This is a genomic window from Pedobacter hiemivivus (assembly GCF_004331685.1).
GTDB lineage: Bacteria > Bacteroidota > Bacteroidia > Sphingobacteriales > Sphingobacteriaceae > Pedobacter > Pedobacter hiemivivus.
Map to the genome: position 1 here is coordinate 248,306 of NZ_SJSM01000002.1, position 18,158 is coordinate 266,463.

12 protein-coding genes are annotated in these 18,158 nt (G+C 40.5%); all 12 read left to right on the forward strand.

The annotated features are described in order from the left end of the window. Positions 1-4 precede the first annotated feature (4 nt). The 12 genes from EZ444_RS04310 to EZ444_RS04365 all read left to right on the forward strand — a co-directional run bounded on the left by EZ444_RS04310 (position 5) and on the right by EZ444_RS04365 (position 18,150). Entirely contained in the window at positions 5-1,183 is a 1,179-nt protein-coding gene (locus EZ444_RS04310) for an FRG domain-containing protein (protein ID WP_131607496.1), read from the forward strand. Positions 1,184-2,335: 1,152 nt separating this feature from the next. Continuing rightward, entirely contained in the window at positions 2,336-2,938 is a 603-nt protein-coding gene (locus EZ444_RS04315) for an RNA polymerase sigma factor (protein ID WP_131607497.1), read from the forward strand. Between the two features lie 112 nt (positions 2,939-3,050). Beyond that, a complete protein-coding gene (locus EZ444_RS04320; RefSeq protein ID WP_131607498.1) occupies positions 3,051-4,241 on the forward strand; it encodes a FecR family protein in 1,191 nt (396 codons plus the stop codon). Between the two features lie 398 nt (positions 4,242-4,639). Next, on the forward strand, positions 4,640-5,695 hold the full coding sequence (locus EZ444_RS04325; protein WP_165503524.1) for a SusC/RagA family TonB-linked outer membrane protein: 1,056 nt from the start codon (positions 4,640-4,642) through the stop codon (positions 5,693-5,695). 83 nt (positions 5,696-5,778) lie between these two features. Beyond that, entirely contained in the window at positions 5,779-8,193 is a 2,415-nt protein-coding gene (locus EZ444_RS04330; RefSeq protein WP_131607500.1) for a SusC/RagA family TonB-linked outer membrane protein, read from the forward strand. 5 nt (positions 8,194-8,198) lie between these two features. Then, complete coding sequence (locus EZ444_RS04335) at positions 8,199-9,635, forward strand: RagB/SusD family nutrient uptake outer membrane protein (RefSeq protein ID WP_131607501.1); 1,437 nt, start codon at positions 8,199-8,201, stop codon at positions 9,633-9,635. A 36-nt stretch (positions 9,636-9,671) separates the two neighbouring features. Then, a complete protein-coding gene (locus EZ444_RS04340) occupies positions 9,672-10,985 on the forward strand; it encodes a TlpA disulfide reductase family protein (RefSeq protein ID WP_131607502.1) in 1,314 nt (437 codons plus the stop codon). A 23-nt stretch (positions 10,986-11,008) separates the two neighbouring features. Next, on the forward strand, positions 11,009-12,157 hold the full coding sequence (locus EZ444_RS04345; RefSeq protein ID WP_131607503.1) for a TlpA disulfide reductase family protein: 1,149 nt from the start codon (positions 11,009-11,011) through the stop codon (positions 12,155-12,157). A gap of 245 nt (positions 12,158-12,402) precedes the next feature. Next, positions 12,403-12,882 (forward strand): DUF6790 family protein, encoded by a 480-nt coding sequence (locus tag EZ444_RS04350; RefSeq protein WP_131607504.1) that lies wholly within the window; start codon positions 12,403-12,405, stop codon positions 12,880-12,882. A 191-nt stretch (positions 12,883-13,073) separates the two neighbouring features. Continuing rightward, positions 13,074-13,631 (forward strand): sigma-70 family RNA polymerase sigma factor, encoded by a 558-nt coding sequence (locus EZ444_RS04355; RefSeq protein ID WP_131607505.1) that lies wholly within the window; start codon positions 13,074-13,076, stop codon positions 13,629-13,631. A gap of 67 nt (positions 13,632-13,698) precedes the next feature. Beyond that, entirely contained in the window at positions 13,699-14,637 is a 939-nt protein-coding gene (locus EZ444_RS04360; protein ID WP_131607506.1) for a FecR family protein, read from the forward strand. A gap of 327 nt (positions 14,638-14,964) precedes the next feature. Beyond that, positions 14,965-18,150 (forward strand): SusC/RagA family TonB-linked outer membrane protein, encoded by a 3,186-nt coding sequence (locus EZ444_RS04365; protein WP_165503525.1) that lies wholly within the window; start codon positions 14,965-14,967, stop codon positions 18,148-18,150. Positions 18,151-18,158: the final 8 nt, after the last annotated feature.

Sequence of the window (18,158 nt, forward strand, 5' to 3'; positions counted from 1 at the left end):
TTTTATGGAATATTGGAAGTATTATGAGCCAGATTATAAGTGGGATAATTACGATTCTTCGGATTTCGCGCATACCCTTGATCTATTATTAAAAAATGGCATTTCGATCGAGAACGCATGGAAGTTGATTAAGTCTGGATACATATGCTTACTTGGATCCGAGGTGCTCATAGATCGGTTTTATGGAGGAGCAATCAATTCTTTCGACTTACAAACTAGATTTCCTGTAAACTATGCAAGTAAGATCTTCGAGACTGAGGCGAGCTCCAGTGTGAAAGTGAGAAAAGTGAAATCTCTGAAAGAATTATACGCTTCAATCGAGGATTTAAAAGGAACAAAAGAGTTGGTTTTTCGTGGGCAAAATCAAAATCACTTCATTTCAAGGGAAATTAATAATCCATTTTTAACCATTCCGGGCTACGGAGAAGTGTCACTTTTACCTTCATTGTGGCGAAGGATGTTCGAGCAGAATCCACAGTCGCTGGAAGGATTTCAAACATTGACGTTAATGGAATGGTCGAATATTATGTATGGGGCCTTTGATTTAGCTGAAATAGAAGCCCGGCATCAGGCACAGCTTGATGCCGGGGAAAGTATTTACACGATGTCTGAGATGGCAGAATCTTCAGACGAGTTACTGAGGGAATTTGGTAAGTTCAGAATGGATTTGGCGATGGGATTAAATTATAATTTAGCTACCACCATGACCACTTTACTACAACATTATGGTTTACTCTCTCCGGTACTGGATTTGACTGAATCGCTGGATGTAGCTTTGTTTTTCGCTACGCATAAATTTCAGCAATTAGATGGCCTTTCCAGTTACCAGTTTATTGGATCCAATGGTGGTAAATCTGTAATCTATGTGCTTAGCTACATTAAATATGAGATGGAGCGGCACGAGGAAAGACAGGATATTTTGAAATACCTGAAACCCCAGCGACCGGTCCAACAAAAGTGTGTAGTTTGTTCCACTAATCAATATGCTATTAATTTACCAGGATTATATTTAAGAGAGGTGATTTTACTGGATTTTGAAATTCCAAATAACTTAGGGGTCATTCCGGAGCAAATCCTCCCAGGTAGAGCAATGGATAAATTTTTGGATACACTTTCAAATAAACTGTCCAAGAAGCAGCACATTACCCAATTTGACAAAAATGATATTGGTATTTCAGCCTAGCTGACGAAATCATAGAGTAGATATGTATTTCTGGTTTAAATTTGAAGCGTTTTAAACTTCAAATTACTCTACTAGAGATAAACTCATTTTTTTGCATATCTCTAGTAGAGATAAATGTGATTTTTGTACACATAAAAAACACCCTACTAGAGACTGCAATGCACCATTTGAATTGAGTTGTTTAGTGCTTGTATGAAACCATTATCGGCCAAATTTCACTTGAGAGCCTATTTTTATCCTTTTTTCTTTTTCCAGGTTCGCTTGTATTTTAACGAAAAGTCTCTACTAAGGGGTTCCTGGGTAACCAACTCGCTAATCCTTGCAATTTTTCTTAAATCATCAATAAATTTTTTTGAGTTCAGTTCGAAGGGGAGCACCACAGAATGAGGGAATTTCAGCAATGAGATTCCCTCTTTTTTTTATTCATATTTCTGATATTCAGGTTATTACAACTTTTTGGATTGATCCTAGTTTGATTCTTGTAATTAGTTTTTTAATATCAGAATCGGCATCTGAATAAAATTGAGATAGTTTTTGCAGGTTTTTAGTGGCTAAATCTGCCAGACTTTCAATATCCAGATCTTCTGTGTCCCGGTTATTTAATTGCTTTAATTTCGCTTCAGCCCTTACGTGGCTTGGTCTTAATTATACTGGAAGAGAGAATTGGTATTCAATAATTAAATGGATTTTGAAAAATGAGCACAATATTGGATTTGAAAAATCTCTTAAAGAATTACTTCGAAAGCGCTGATTTTGGGAACTGATGAGCTGGTTGTATTTAAAAAACACAAGCAGTTGTATCTGGAATTTGGTGATTCGGAATAGGTGTCATTTGTATGCAGGAAAATAAATTCATCCCAATTATTGGTGGCTTGTATAAAATAAATATAACTTAGCCCTCGAGAGCGTTAATTTAAGCGGGGTTGATCTAGGTCATCTCCGTTTTCTTTTTTAAGCTTATTAATTTATGACTTTAACAATATCACTTTAAATAATATTAACATTGATTTTCAGCGAATTTGAATGGTAAAACAAACGTATGTTCATTTATTGTGTCTAAATGTTTGATTTTCAATATTTCGACCAGAGGTTTTTGTTTGGTCTTGTCGAAGTTTACAAAAAAATGAGTAAATTTATTAGAGGAATATAATCATGGCTGCTTACAGTACATTATCTATTTTGGAACTGACTGCCTTATTAAAGAACAGCGATGAACGTTCGTTTTCTGAACTATACAAAATTTACAGCACCAGAATTTATAGCAATTTGAAACGTCTGACAAAGGATGATGAGCTAGCAAAGGAATTACTCCAGGAAGTATTCTTTAAAGTTTGGGAAAAGCGGGAAGCGTTAAATGTTGAGATTTCATTTCAGGCTTATTTGTATAAGATCTCTGAAAATATGGTTAGAGATTTCTTCAGAAAGGCATCAAGGGATAAAAAACTTATGGAACACCTGATAAATGCTGCGTCTGAAATGTACAACACGGTTGAAGACTTATACATATCTAAGGAAAATCAAAGTCTGTTTCAAAAGGCAATAGATGAACTTCCCCCTCAGCGAAAAAGAATATTTACGCTTTGTAAAATAGAAGGTAAAAGCTACGACGAGGTAAGCCAATTGCTAGGTATTTCTAATTCCACCATTAACGACCATATTGTAAAAGCTACAAAGGCCATTCGTATGGCTATGGGCGGAACTGGCCACAATGCGATGATCAGTATCGCTGCATCATTGATCTTGATGAATATTTAATGTTCTGTAAATCAGTATATTGAGTTGGTATCTGAGTTTTTGTTAAAATAATTTTAAAGCAGAGCAGATGATTTTTGTTTGGGAAGCGTCATACCCCTAAAACAGGATAATAGTGGATCGTCAAGTTTACAATATTTTAGAAAAGTACTACAGGAACGAATGTTCGCCTGAGGAAGTGCGCATGTTAATGAGCTATTTCAATACGGAGTCGGAGCAGGAGTTATTGAACTACATGATGAAAGGGTTTGAACTGGAAAAAATGGATTTCAATTATGATGGTGCCGATAAAGAAACACTTGATGCTGTTTATGCGAAATTAGAAGAACAGGTTAGGAGCATTGATGTTAACGCCTCACCGAAACTGCGTCGTTTATGGTCTGGCATTGGCATAGCTGCTGCGGTAGCAGCAATTGTTATCAGTGCAGGAATATATTTTTATAATAATGGCAACAATGAGATCTTGAAACAAGTTCAGGATGATGTGGCGTTTAAAAACGACATCGCCCCGGGAAAAAACGCTGCAACATTGACAATTAATAACCAGGGTAAGATGATAACCCTAAGTGCTGCCAAGAGCGGGGTAATTATTAATAACGATAAACTTACCTATAGTGACGGTAGTGTAGTAGATAATCATCATCCTGAATCTGGTTCAGGATCTCGCAATGGAAAAGTCACTATGGTAATCGCTACAACCCCACGTGGAGGAACCTATCAATTTATTTTGCAGGATGGTACCGAGGTTTGGTTAAATGCAGATAGTAAATTGGAATTTTTATCGGATTATAGGAACAAAGCTCAAAGAGTTGTAAAGCTTACCGGCGAAGCTTATTTCGAGGTGGCAAAAGATAAAGTTCATCCGTTTATTGTAGAAAGCCAGGGACAAAAAGTAGAAGTGCTGGGTACACATTTTAATGTAAATGCGTATAAGGATGAAGGGGGTATTAAAACTACCCTGCTCGAAGGAAGTGTAAAGGTTAATGATGTAATTCTTAAGCCTAACCAGCAAGCAATTCTTAGAGGTAGTTCGGGCGTAAATGTTAAAGAGGTAGATGCAAATTCTTCAGTAGACTGGAAAAATGGCGAATTTATTTGTTCCAACGAACCTTTGTCTTCTATCATGCGTAAGGTTGAAAGATGGTACGATATAGAAGTAGTATATGCTACCGAGGATTTGAAGAACAGAACGTTTGACGGGTCGTTTTCACGGTATGACAATGTGTCTAGAATATTGAAGACAATAGAATTTGCAGGGACAGTGAAATTTAAACTACAAGGCAGAAAAGTGTTTGTAAGTAAATAGATAATCATTGAGGACTAACCAACCTCACTTCATACCTGTTAACGCTCTTGAATGTAAAAGATGCTTTCGGCTAATTAACAGAATGTAAACAATCAACCGGCGAAGCCAGCTTGAGGATAAAAACTCAATAAAAGCTAACCGAAAAAACTAAACTGACGAAATGAAAAAAAACTTACAGCAAAAGGAATAACAATCCTCAGAGGGTGATTATAAAACAAAGCCGAATAATGCTTCGAACACTATCCGGCAATAGTTTGAGTCAACCTGTCCCATGGGACAAAACAATTTTGTAGAACCGTTTTACTATCAACTCAAACCTTATCAAAGATATGAAAAATTATCCTTTGAAACCTGACGCGCTGCGCTATTTTGGCCTTCCGTCTAAAATACTCTTAATTATGAAAATGGTCATAATTATACTTACTACCTGTTTAATGCAGGTGTCTGCTGCAAGTTTCGCGCAAAAACTTACCTACAGTAAGAAAGGGGCTACCCTTGCCGAGCTTTTTTCCGCGATTAAATCTCAGACAGGGTTTAATGTATTTTATTCAAATGAAAAGTTAAACAAACAACAAAAAGTCGATGTTCATTTTATGAATGCTGATTTAAAGCAGGTGTTGGATGAACTGTCCGATAAACAGGACCTGATCTATACCATAGATGCCAGAAACATTACTGTAAAACCTAAAGAGCCTTCCTTTCTGGATCGTCTGGCTGATAGCTGGGCTAGCATTGACATCCGCGGCCTGGTACGCAATGAAAAAGGCGAAGCCCTTGAAGGAATAAGTGTAAACGTTAAAGGGACAAATAAAGGAACAAAAACGAATGCGAATGGCGTGTTTTTCCTGAAAGGGATAAGTGAAAATGCAACCCTGATATTTAGCGGGGTGAGCATTGAAACTTACGAAGTGAGGGTGAATGGCAAGAATGAACTGAATGTGAATGTAACAACAAGACGTGTACAGCTGGAAGAAGTTACAGTGAGCACCGGCTACCAGATGATTTCAAAAGAAAGGAGTGCAGGCTCCTTTTCAAAAGTGGCGGGGGAAGCGATACAGCAGAAATCGGTCAGTATGAATGTGGTTGACCGCCTGGAAGGGCTCGTTCCAGGCCTTGCTGTTAATTACGGAGAAGGAGCCGATAAATTTTTGGTAAGAGGGGTGACTTCTGTCGATGCCTCAAGAAGACCATTGTATGTGCTGGATGGTACACCAGTATCCTATGAAGACCTTCCACGGGTAGTAAATCCAAATGATGTAGAGGATGTGACCATTTTAAAGGACGCAACAGCAGCATCCATCTGGGGTGCACAGGCGGCTAACGGGGTAATTGTAATCACTACTAAAAAAGGTAAAAATTCTGGTAAAATAAAAGTGAATTACGATGGCTTTGTATCCTTTAAGGGAATGCCGGACTACAGCTATCAAAAAATGATGAGTCGGAACAATTTATAAGCGCTGCAAGAGAAGTCTTCGATCCCACGGCCTACCCCTGGACCACTGTTACCGGATTCGATGAACAGTTCCAGGCACCAATAGTGTATCCACACGAACGCATATTATATGACCAGTACCTGGGTCTTATCGATGAGTCAATAGCCAATCATCGTCTCGACTCCCTGGCATCGCTGAACAACAGGTCACAAATCGAAAAGTATTTCCAGCAACCTGCGTTACTCACTAATCATAATGTAACAGTTTCAGGCGGCGGTAGTTTTCATAATTACTACGGTTCTGTGGGGTATACCAACGAGCGGGAAACCGACAAATCAAATGCCAGCCGTTACAATATTAACCTGAGGCAGAATTTCACAATTACTCCTAAAATCAAGCTCGACCTGATCACCAGTCTCTCGCAAGAGGATACGCGCAAGTTCAATATGCAGGGTATGCTTCCGCTTAATTCTTACCTGCCTTACGCCATGTTTGCCGACGGAAATGGAAACGGCCTTTCCCAGGCAGATCTGAAAATGTATGACGGCCTCCGGCTCCCTGCAGAACAGTTGAGCCGCATCAACCTGAATTACAATCCCCTGGATGAAACCAGGTATGCAAAGAATAATAACAGCAGCACAACAATGGCCAGGGTAAATGCCGGGTTGACCATTAATCTGTTGAAAGGATTAAATTTTGAAGGCCGCTACCAATATCAAACGGGCAGCAACACTAATTATACTTTCACAGATCAGAATAACTATTTTGTAAGAAATGAAGTTGTAAATTTCACTGTCGCCGATCCTTTGCCGGTTTACTATCTGCCAGCTACAGGCGGGCATTACCAGACAGGAAATGCGCGTTCCACTGCATGGGCGATAAGAAATCAATTAACCTATGACGGCAGCTGGAATAATGAAAAGCATAGGCTCACCATTTTAGCGGGAACAGAAACACGAAAAGACAAGCAGACTGGGATCAGCACCTATACACGCGGTTACAACCCTCAAACGCTGGCTTATGAGCCTTACGATGAAAGAACACTAAAGTCGAACCCGATTATGAATCCCGTTATCGGTAACTATTACGGCATGAGTTTGTTGTTTGGGAATTCAATGACATCCAGGGAAGCCGAAACCCGTTTTGTTTCGTTTTACGGAAACATGGGTTACACATTCAACAGAAAATATAATTTGAATGCAAGTATCCGCATGGATCAGTCGAACCTTTTTGGTACTGATGTGAGCCAGCAATATAAACCGATCTGGTCAATGGGCGCAAGCTGGCTTGTCAGCAATGAATCATTTTTTCATGTTCCGCAGGTGAATAGTTTAAAACTCCGGCTTACTTATGGTATCGGTGGAAATTCACCGAATCCGGGCTCCGGCGGTCCATACGATATCCTGTCTCCTTTTCCTCATCCATGGTACACAACGGTTGGCCCGGGCTATCAGGTATTGCGGCCGGCTAACGATAAACTGATCTGGGAAAAGACCGCCACGCTGAATGCTGGTCTTGATGCGAGTTTATTTAATAACAGGATAGAACTAACAATTGATGTGTATGATAAGAAAACTTCCGATCTGCTTTCTTACCAACCTTTCGATGTAACGAATGGATGGTTTAACGGATACACAAATTTTGGTGATCTTAACAATAAAGGTATAGAGCTAAGCTCGCTTTCGAGGAATATCGTTTCCAGGAATTTTAACTGGAGTACTACAGTCACTTTCGGCAGCAACAAGAATAAAATCACACGTCTTGGCGGTGTAGCCCCCACCTCGCCGCAATCATTGTTATCTGCGGGAGGGCGAGCTTTCATAGAGGGTTATTCTGCATATAGCTTGTTCTCCTTAAGATGGGCGGGGCTTGACAATACCGGCGCTCCCCAGGTTTACAATAACAAAGGTGAGAAAGTAAAATTTTCAGGGGACCTTAGTATGGACGATGTGAGTTATGCAGGCACCGCACAGCCCTTGTATTACGGTGGTATCACTAATAATTTCCAGTATAAAAGGTTCGAGCTTTCCTTTCTTGTGATCTACAATCTGGGACATAAAATGCGGAAGGATGTTAATGGTTTTTATTCGGGACGCCTGAGACAGAATATTGCTGAATATTTTGAAAACAGGTGGAAGCAGCCGGGTGATGAAAACCGTACTGATATACCAGCATATATAGCAGACGGATCTGTAAGCGGATCATCGAGAAGCCTCGACCTGTATGAGGCGGCAGACATTAATATTGTAAGTGCCAGTTATGCGCGCTTAAGAGACCTCACCTTATCCTACCGTGTGCCGACAGGTTTTCTTCGCGAGCTGAAAATATATGGCCAGGTGAATAATGTGCTGCTCTGGACCGCCAATAATAACGATATCGACCCTGAATATTATAATATGGGACAGATGGGTTTACAGGTAGGAAGCGGAAGCTCTAGCCAGGGACTTCAATTAGCCAGCATGCGACCGAATCGTATGAAGGCATTTTACACCATTGGGCTGAACGTAAGTTTTAAATAAACCAAATGAAACACATGACACGCTATATATACATCGCAGCTTCTATGCTGCTTATGATATCAGGTTGTAAGAAATACCTTGATGTTAAACCTAAAGGACTTGAAGTTCCGCAGACTTATGAACATTTCAATGGACTGTTCAATAATCCCAACCTGTTAAGCTATGCTATTTTCATGCCTGTAGAGAATGGGGCGTCGGCTGGGGCTGGTGTAACGCTGCCGGTGGTGATGTCGGACGAAGTGAGGCTGGATCCGCAATATTCCGCTACGCTGGCGCCAAGGGAGCTAAATGCATTTAAATGGCTTCCCGATATATATCAGCTTACCGAGCAACCGGCCGAGTGGGCCGCATTTTATCTGCAGAATTATACTTTCAATTTAATTATTCGCGGTGTGTTATCCGCTGAAGGAGGCACAGATCAACAAAAACGTGCGTTACTTGCTGAGGCCAAGGCAAACCGTGCATTAATGCACTTTATGGTACTGAATTTATTTGCAAAGCCATATAATGCTGCTACTGCATCGACGGACCCGGGTGTTCCCATTATTGAAATCCCCGAGGCGAGCGCAATGGCCGGTGCAAGAAAGACCGTCCGGGAAGTTTACGATTTTATTATCAACGACCTCACACAAGCTATTCCTGATTTAAATGAGAGAACTGTGAGCAGGTTCAGGATCTCAAAAACTGCAGGCAGGTATATGCTTGGACAGGTATATTTTATGATGGGTGAATATTCAAAAGCGCTTGTTGAATTAAATAGTGCGAAAAGTTTACTGTCTAACAGCGACGTTCCGATGGCCCTGTATGACTATAACGTGATGATGGATATATGGGCACCTGCTGCTACCAATTCGCCGGGGATTATGCCAATTGCTCCCGATAACCAGGAGGAAATATTCCAGAAAAGGGTCAATATGTTCGGCTTTGCCTATACTAACAGCGTTTTCCTGGATCCCGGTTATGAATCAATTTATGATCCTCAGGATCAGCGATTGAAGATGTTCAGGGATAAAAATACGCAAGGTGTGGCCATTCCTTATAAGGCTCGCAGGAGTCCGATCGCAATAAATTACGGTCCCTCTATTCCTGACCTCTACCTGATGATTGCTGAATGTAAGGCCAGAACGGGCAATACAGGCGGGGCGATAACAGATCTCGAGGAATTCCGAAACAAAAGAATGCCTTCGGATGTCGCTGAGGTAACATTTACCGATCAGAATGAACTAATAAAATTTATTGTTGAGGAAAGGTTGCGTGAATATGCATGCACAGGCAAACGCTGGTTCGATTTAAGAAGACTTTCCAACGACCCTTTATTTAGCGGGAAAACTTACACACATAAAAACGGGACGGAAACTTATACGTTAACGCCAGACCGACTGGTCTTGCGTATACCAAAATTTGTTTCACAAACTAACCCGGCCATTACTGATAATCCATAATTCGAAACATATATTATTAAACAAAAAAAACAAAAAATGAAAAGATTCTTATTTATGCTGTCCTGCGTTCTTATAACGAATATCGCATGTTCACAGAAAAAAGGTGCGGGCTATACGGTGAAAGGCAAGATCGAGGGTATCCCAACCGGGAAACTCTACTATTCCACTGGTGAAGGTGACGATATGAAAAATAAACTTGTTCAAACCGATGCGAATGGTGCATTTGAATTCAGGGATACCGCAAAAGGAAATGATGTGGAGGTTGGAATGCTGATGGATGTGTCCCAGGCCAGTTTTTTTAAAGGTGGGGCCACTATGGGAGTGCGCCTCCGCATTTTTGGGATGAATGGTGACGTTATAAATGTTAGCGGAACCCAAAAAGGGTTTGAAGTTGCACAGGTTAGCGGCAATAAATATAATGAGCAGGCCATGGAGTACACTGCAAAAGTAAAAGACGTTCAGATGCAACTCAGGGCCAACTCGGATGATATTCGGAAAGTGATGCTTGCCAAAGAAGCGGAGGATTCGCCAAATGCGAAAAGGGTGTATAACGAAACAGATCAATTGAATACCCAGAAGCGCAACATCACAAAACAGTTTATTGAACAGCATCCGGATTATCTGATCAGTGCTTACCTGCTTTCAGACCTTTCTTCTTCTATGAAGATGGACGAACTTAAGCAGCTTTATGGTAAACTGGACGGCAAAATAAAAAGTTTCCCCATAGCAAAAAGTATAGAAGAGCAGATAACGGGTAAACAGCAGGAGGGATTGACCGAGGCCGGCCTGGTTGCTCCTGATTTTGTAAAAAAAGATATGAACGGCAAAACCATCAGGCTTTCCGATTATAAGGGTAAATATGTGCTGCTGGATTTTTGGGGGTCATGGTGCGGTCCGTGCAGGGCAAGTCACCCACATTTAAAAGAAATGTATGAGCAATATAAGGAGGATGGTCTTGTGGTCATTGGAGTAGCGGAAGAAAGAACAACAAACAAGGCTGCATGGTTAAAAGCCATTAAGGATGATGGCCTTCCATGGACACAGATAATGAATGAAGAAGGAAAGGAGAAGTCTGATGTGGTTACGCTTTATGGTATCAAGGCATTCCCAACAAAAATACTTCTAGATAAAGAAGGTAAAATTATCTGGCGTTCAAGTGGTTCGAGTATGGCAGCTGGTGTTGGAAATCCCGGCGGTGCAGACGGTGCTAACTCAGCTGCTAGCTCAACTGCTAGCTCTGCTGCCAACTCAACTGCTAGTTCAGCTGCCAAGACAGTACCCAAGCGTCTTCTGGGGAACACACCAGAGGCACGTCTGGATAAATTGCTTAAAGAGATATTTGGGAAATAAAACACTAGAAAAAATTACAGTTAATGAAAAAATTAATGTTAATATGCTGGTCGATACTGAGCGCTTATTCCGTTTCAGCCCAGTCAGGTACCTACACCATAAAAGGCTATATAGAAAATCTGCCCGATGGGAAACTGATGCTCATGCATCGTAATCCGATGGATAGCAAGGTACTTGTTCCTGATAGTGTGGAAATAACCAGCGGCGTGTTTGAGATCAGTGGCAAGGTAGAAAATAATGAACCCGTTATTTTCGTCATTCAAAAAAAGGAAAATGGAATGCCCGCCAGCCCCCTTAGATTTTTTGTACAGAATGGTGATCGTCTTACCGTGAAGGGAGTAGCTTCCGAAATGGATATGGCACTATGTACGGGAAGTAAATACAACGATGAGCTCAATCAATTAAAGGCAATGGAAAGGCCGGAGCAACGGTACCTGATGAATGAGTTTAAGAAAATGGCAGAAAGCGGGGAACAATCTACAGAAACGCCGCCTGGAATAACTGCTGCCCAAAAACTCCTGCTTGAAAATCGGATTGCCTTTATCAAAAATCATCCGGAATTCCTTGCAAGTGCATTGACTCTCGCACTCGACGTACAGAATACAATGACAGATGAAGAGCTTGCAGCGCTGTACCAAAAACTTACTCCCGCAGTAAAGAACAGCCAGTATGGACGAATGATACAGGAAAGATTTGCTGAAACTAAAAAGTTCGGAGAAGGAGCAGTCGCTATACCGTTTACTAAGAAAGACCTAAACGGGAAAACGGTGAGCTTGTCAGACTTCAAAGGTAAGTATGTAATTCTTGATTTCTGGGGTTCCTGGTGCGGACCCTGTCGTCAAAACAATCCGCATATGAAAGACCTGTATGAAAAATACAAGGACAAAGGTGTCAACATAATCGGTATCGCTAATGAGAAAAAAGGATCACTAGCGGAAAACATGAAAATATGGAAGGAGGCAGTGAAGGAAGACAACCTGCCTTGGATACAGATCCTTAATGAGGAAGGTATTGAGCAATTTAATGTAACCGAATTATATGGCGTGAACGCATTTCCGACAAAGATCCTGATCGGTTTAGATGGAAAGGTAATTGGAAGATATATAGGAGGGAATAGTAAAAATGCCCCTGATCCGCTTGAGGTAAAACTTAAGGAAATTATGAGTGAATAGGGAAGATATTAACGCTGTCTGATTTTATAATAAGTAAGGTATAGACCGGAGGCATAGTATGTCTCCGGTTTAATCAATAGGCAATTGAAACCCAATGTCAAGGTTGTTTTTGGTATGGTTTTTTTGTAAAGGCTTTTCCCTGAATAAAAACAATGCCTTATCGATATAAATTGAGTAGACAGTATGGATGGTGCTGCACACGTATTATAGTGTTTTATTTTCTAAGATTTGTTTATTTTAGATATATGAAAGAGAATAAAATTAATCTTTATTTGATCAGTGTACTCTTGTTTATGCTCATTTTACCGATTGTCTCTATTGTTGTAGAGGTGTTCTCAGCCGATGTAGATTTCAGTGTCTTACTAGTTGGCAAATGGCTGATTTTTTGGGCAATTGGGGTTAGACTATTGATCGCTGGTATTCGGCAGATTACAAAACCTTCATTTACCGCACATCAGATATTCCGTATAACTGGTAACGACAGTTTTCCAATAATCAGAGAACTAGGATTTGCTAATATATGTATAGGAATAATAGCCATGCTTTCGGTATTTCGTCCGGAATGGCGAATGCCTGCGGCTATTGCAGGTGGCCTATACTTTGGGCTTGCGGGAATGATGCATCTGATTAAAAAACCAGAAAGTCGGAATGAGGCAATTGCCCTGGTGTCAGACTTATATATTTTTATAATTATGTTGGTTTATTGCAGCGTTGCAATAAGCTAAACAGAAGACAACGTTCGGATTTACGATGGCTAGTTTTCCATGGTCGTTTACAAACAGTCCTGATTAGTAGATGCCTTCCGAGATTGTTTGCAAAGAGGATATTTTCGGCATTAGGTTTAAAGTCATTATTTATTAATAGTAACTGAACACTGGAGAGGTAGTTTTGGACAAAATAATTTCAACCTTTCGCTGTGAGTAATTATGATTTTTTGAGCGCTCTCAAAAAAGGACATACAAAAGCATTAGAGCTGTTATATAAAGAATACTGGGAAATACTTTATAATGATGCACTCATCCGTACCCAAAATGAAGATGTAGCAAAGGATATTGTTCAGGAAATCTTTATTTCTATTTGGGAAAAGCGTGAAAATTTGAATGTAAAAGAATCAATCTCAGGGTATCTTCGCCAGGCCGTCAAATATAAGGTAATTAATTTTTTTAGGAATGAACTGACAGCTGATAATTATCATGAGGAAATGCTGTTTAGCCAGGATGTTGAAGTTTCTTCCGATCAGCAACTATTGACTAAAGAGCTACAGCAAGCACTAAACCAAGCCATCGATGAGATGCCCGCAAAAATGCGTCTTATATTTATGCTGAGTCGGATGGAACAAAAATCAATTGATGAAATATCCCTGGAACTTGGTCTTCATAAACAAACTATAAAGAATCAACTCTCTATAGGGGTAAAAGTGCTTAAAAAAAGATTCTCCTATATCTTATTTTTGGTTTTGCTTCTGTTTTGTTAACATAATCTTCATGAATCCTTAACTTTTTTGAACGGTACGATCTGTGTCTAGGCGTGACATAGAGGTGATGACAAACAAAGAAAAAGCAAAAGATCTGTTGGATAGGTTCTTGCGAGATGAGGTAAATGCTGCTGAACGTGTGCTTTTGGACAGCTGGTACAGCTCTTTTCAGAAAAAAATATCTCGTAGTAAAATAGAAAGGGATGAATTAGAAGCGGAAATTTTTATAGAAATAGCCGCACACATTTATACTCCGAAAAAATATCTCTTTCCTGGAATTCTTCAATATTTAAAATATGCTGCTGTTGTGCTGTTTGTATCTGCTTTAGGTATGGCTGCTTGGGTATGGAATAACAGTAGATTGAATGAATTTGCGATAGCATCAACGCAATCTGGACAGACAAAAAAAATAACCCTGACAGATGGCTCTGTAATTCAACTCTGGCCATTAAGTAAAGTGAGGTATCCGCTCCACTTCCATGCTGATAAAAGAGAAGTAGAACTTTTGGAAGGTCAGGCCTTCTTCAACATTCATCATGAGCAGAGGCGTCCTTTTAGGGTCGCACTGCCTGAGGGGTTATATACACATGTTTTAGGTACCTCTTTCACAATCAGTGCATTTCATCATTCTGAAAAAATTGAGGTCGTGGTACATTCGGGAAAGGTAGCGATCGGTAATAAGGTGGAGGTCTTAGGTATGCTGGTTAAAGGAGAACAGTTCGCCTACCATAAGAATAGCCATTTGACTACAATAACGCAGGTGCTGAAACCCATCCCGAAAATTAGGTTTTCGGGCTCTTCTATGCTGGACGTTATTAAAGAACTCGAAAATACCTTCGCGATAAAAATAAGTTTACAGCCGCGAATAGGACTGGAAAAATTACGGTTTACAGGAACATTTACCACAGATCAGCAACCTGAGAAAATCTTATGGCTGCTGTCCCGGATCCATCGTTTTCAATTTCATGTATCCGCAGACAAGAAAACCTTTAAAATATTTAAATAGAAATGTAGTACAAGTAATCGCACTAAACCAGCATTGATCAGATCAATGCTGGAATAATAAGGACAGGGCACATCATGCAAATTTGTATCCCTGGATTTTCAACACATAACGTAAGGTTAAAAACATTATAAAATTATGAATAAACTTTTAAAATATTGTCGGTCCATTCTATATCTATCAGGGAAATATGGCTTGATACTTATGGGGCCTGTATTATTTTTTGTCAGTTTTTTACATGCTTCAACAATACGGGAACAACAATTTACCAACGGAGAAATTACAATTGCTATTAAAAGGAACAGTTCAGTGAAGGACGTCTTTAACCAGATGCAGAAAATTTCTGGTTTTGAATTCCTGTATGATCCGGTAACTGTAAATGAGAATAGAAATCTTCCTGCTATGTCGTTTAGCAAAACAAAAATAACGGTAGTTCTGGAAAAACTTGGTTTTGAGGTGGAGGTAAATGGAAAATTTCTTGTGCTGAAGGAAGCTCGGGTTGCAAAAAAAACAGTAGATATCGTGGTGCGTGGGGTAGTTACAGACTCCATCGGTGGCCCCATACCAGGTGTCGGTGTTGAGATAGTGGGGACTATCCTCGCTACAGTAACGGACAAAGAAGGGAAATACAGTATAACGCTATCCGACAACAAACAGGTGTTGCTATTTTCTATGATCGGATTTAAAGCGCAGCAGATTGCATATCAAGGGAATAAAATTGTAAACGTTGTATTGAGAGAAGAAAATTCTACACTCAGTGAGGTTGTTGTTGTGGCATTTGGTACGCAAAAAAAGATAAGCGTAACCGGGGCACTAACGACGGTAAAAGGAGAGGAATTGGCCAAATCGCCCACCCTTAATTTAGCCCAAAGCCTTGTTGGCCGTACTTCAGGGGTTTTTGTAGAACAAACAACCGGTGCACCCGGTAATGAACCCATCAAAATTCGTATCAGGGGATCAAGTACCAATGCTTTAAACAGTGAACCGCTGGTATTGGTTGACGGTATTGAACGTCCTTTTAACAGTATCAATGCCGAAGAAGTTGAAAACATTACGGTACTGAAGGACGCCTCAACAACTGCTGTATATGGGATAAGAGGTGCGAATGGGGTGATCCTGGTTAGCACAAAACGGGGTACTACCGGGAAACCTAAAATTGGCTTTACCAGTAATTTTGCTTTGCAAACACCAACCCGTTTGCCGGAATTTTCAAATTCCTATGATTATGCGTTCTTGTACAATGAAGGTATGAAGAACGATACGCCAACCGCAACTCCAGACAATCTATATTATAAACCGGCAGACTTGCAGAAATTTAAAGATGGAAGTGACCCGCTATTGCACCCGAACATTAACTGGTTTGATTATATGCTGCACAAAACGGCTCCGCAGACAAAAAATACACTAACCATAAATGGAGGAGGCACCTTCGCCAAATATTTTGTGTCGCTTGGTTATGTGAATCAAAGTGGGCTGCTAAAGGAGTTCAATAAGAATTATGGATATAGTAACAACACCACCTATAACCGTTATAATTTTCGCTCGAATGTAGATTTTAACCTGACAAAAACGACCATCTTCAAGCTTTCACTCGGCGGTTATGCGGATAAATACCATACTGCGGGATCACCTTTCAGTACCATGCTACGTGCTGGGGCAGGTGCCTCGCCAGGAGTAATAGGTGATAAGATTATTCAGTCCTATATCAATCCTATTACCGGAATTTCAGGGGGCTATGATGAAAGGTTTATCAACCAGTTCAATATTACGGCTGATCTAAACCAGAAACTGGATATGGTCACAAAAGGATTGTCTTTCCGTGCAAAACTTGGATATGATTCTGATTATACCACTTCCATGGGCAAGAACGTAACGAGGCCAACTTATGAAATACTTGAGACTGTGGTGGATGGTAAAGAAACTGTTGTTTATCTGCCAAGCACCGATGAGTTGGTAGGAGGAGTGACGGCTCAAAGTTTTAGCAGTCGTTCCAAAAGAATCTATTTAGAAGCAGCACTGCAGTACGATAAGAGCTTTGGAAAGCACAATGTTACGGGACTGGTACTGTATAATCAGAATAAACAATTTTGGCCTTTCAGTGCAAGTTATGCGACGCAATATCCTGAGGTTGCTATCGGATACCTTGGTATTGTTGGACGGATAACTTATAATTATGATTACCGTTATATGCTGGAAGGATCTATAGGCAGAAATGGTTCTGAAAATTTTCCTGCAGAGAAGCGGTATGGTACATTTCCTGCGATCTCTGCAGGATGGAACGTAACCAGGGAACCGCTGGTAAAAAAACTATTGGGAGATCACAGTGTACTTAGCCTGCTAAAATTCAGAGCTTCTTACGGTGAAACTGGTAATGATAAATTGATTGCTATTAATCCCCTTACTGGTAAACCTGAGTATTATCGGTTTATGTACCTCCCAACCGTTTATGAAATATTAGCCAACAGGGCCCGTTTTGGTGAAGACATTAGAGGGGTAGAAGGGGTTGTTGAGGGGCAGACGGGTAACCCGAATATCACCTGGGAAAAAGCAGTTAAACAAAATTATGGGATTGAAACTACTTTCTTTAATGATAAATTAAGCTTCAATGCTGACTATTTTATCGACTACCGGAATAATATTCTTGCAACCAAGCCTGTTATAGGGCATGTTGCCGCAGCCATTCAGGACGTATATAACCTCGCTAAGGTGAGAAATCAAGGGTATGAACTCCAGGTTGGATGGAACAGTAAGATCGGAGGATTAAAATATTCCCTTAGTGGTAATTTCACTTATGCCCATAATAAGCTTTTAGAGAACGGAATGCCGGAAACTGCTCAAAACCAATTCGGTCATTCCATCAGCCAGACCTATGGTCTGATCGCTCTGGGCTTCTTTAATACGCAGGCTGAGGCTGATGCCGCGCCATTGCAATATTCAGCAAAGCCTACCCCTGGTGATGTGAAGTACCTGGATTCAAACAAGGACGGTAAGGTTGATAAGGATGATTTTGTTCCTATTGGTTCACCAACCTATCCGGAAAAAATTTATGGGGCAACGTTAGACTTGTCGTACAAAGGCTTTGATTTTAGTGTACTTTTTCAGGGCGCAGGGCGGGTAAGTCGATTGGTTAGCGGCTATATGCAAAAACCGGGGAATCAATTCGGGGGTATCCTTGCCAATGTCATGGAGCAGCGCTGGACACCGGAAAATGCCGCTAATGCGAAATTGCCCAAATTAAGTGCCACCTATGCAAATGGAACCAATTACCAGAATTCTACCTTATGGATAAGAGATGCATCTTATCTGCGCCTGAAAAATATAGAATTGGGATACAGGTTTAGCAGCAATGACTTTTTTAAAAAGGTAGGTGTAAGCAGTGCCAGGGTATATGTTAGTGGACAGAATCTGCTGACCTGGGACAAACTAAAACTGGTTGATCCAGAACAAAATGCCAGCGACAGTATGGGGTATCCTCAGTTACAGGTATTTAATGCAGGGTTAAGTGTTCAATTTTAAATCTATGT

Coding starts and splice junctions, on each gene's coding strand:
- EZ444_RS04310 (WP_131607496.1), top strand. CDS start 5: ATGGAATATTGGAAGTATTATGAGCCAGATTATAAGTGGGATAATTAC.
- EZ444_RS04315 (WP_131607497.1), top strand. CDS start 2,336: ATGGCTGCTTACAGTACATTATCTATTTTGGAACTGACTGCCTTATTA.
- EZ444_RS04325 (WP_165503524.1), top strand. CDS start 4,640: ATGAAAATGGTCATAATTATACTTACTACCTGTTTAATGCAGGTGTCT.
- EZ444_RS04335 (WP_131607501.1), top strand. CDS start 8,199: ATGAAACACATGACACGCTATATATACATCGCAGCTTCTATGCTGCTT.
- EZ444_RS04340 (WP_131607502.1), top strand. CDS start 9,672: ATGAAAAGATTCTTATTTATGCTGTCCTGCGTTCTTATAACGAATATC.
- EZ444_RS04345 (WP_131607503.1), top strand. CDS start 11,009: ATGAAAAAATTAATGTTAATATGCTGGTCGATACTGAGCGCTTATTCC.
- EZ444_RS04350 (WP_131607504.1), top strand. CDS start 12,403: ATGAAAGAGAATAAAATTAATCTTTATTTGATCAGTGTACTCTTGTTT.
- EZ444_RS04360 (WP_131607506.1), top strand. CDS start 13,699: ATGACAAACAAAGAAAAAGCAAAAGATCTGTTGGATAGGTTCTTGCGA.
- EZ444_RS04365 (WP_165503525.1), top strand. CDS start 14,965: ATGCAGAAAATTTCTGGTTTTGAATTCCTGTATGATCCGGTAACTGTA.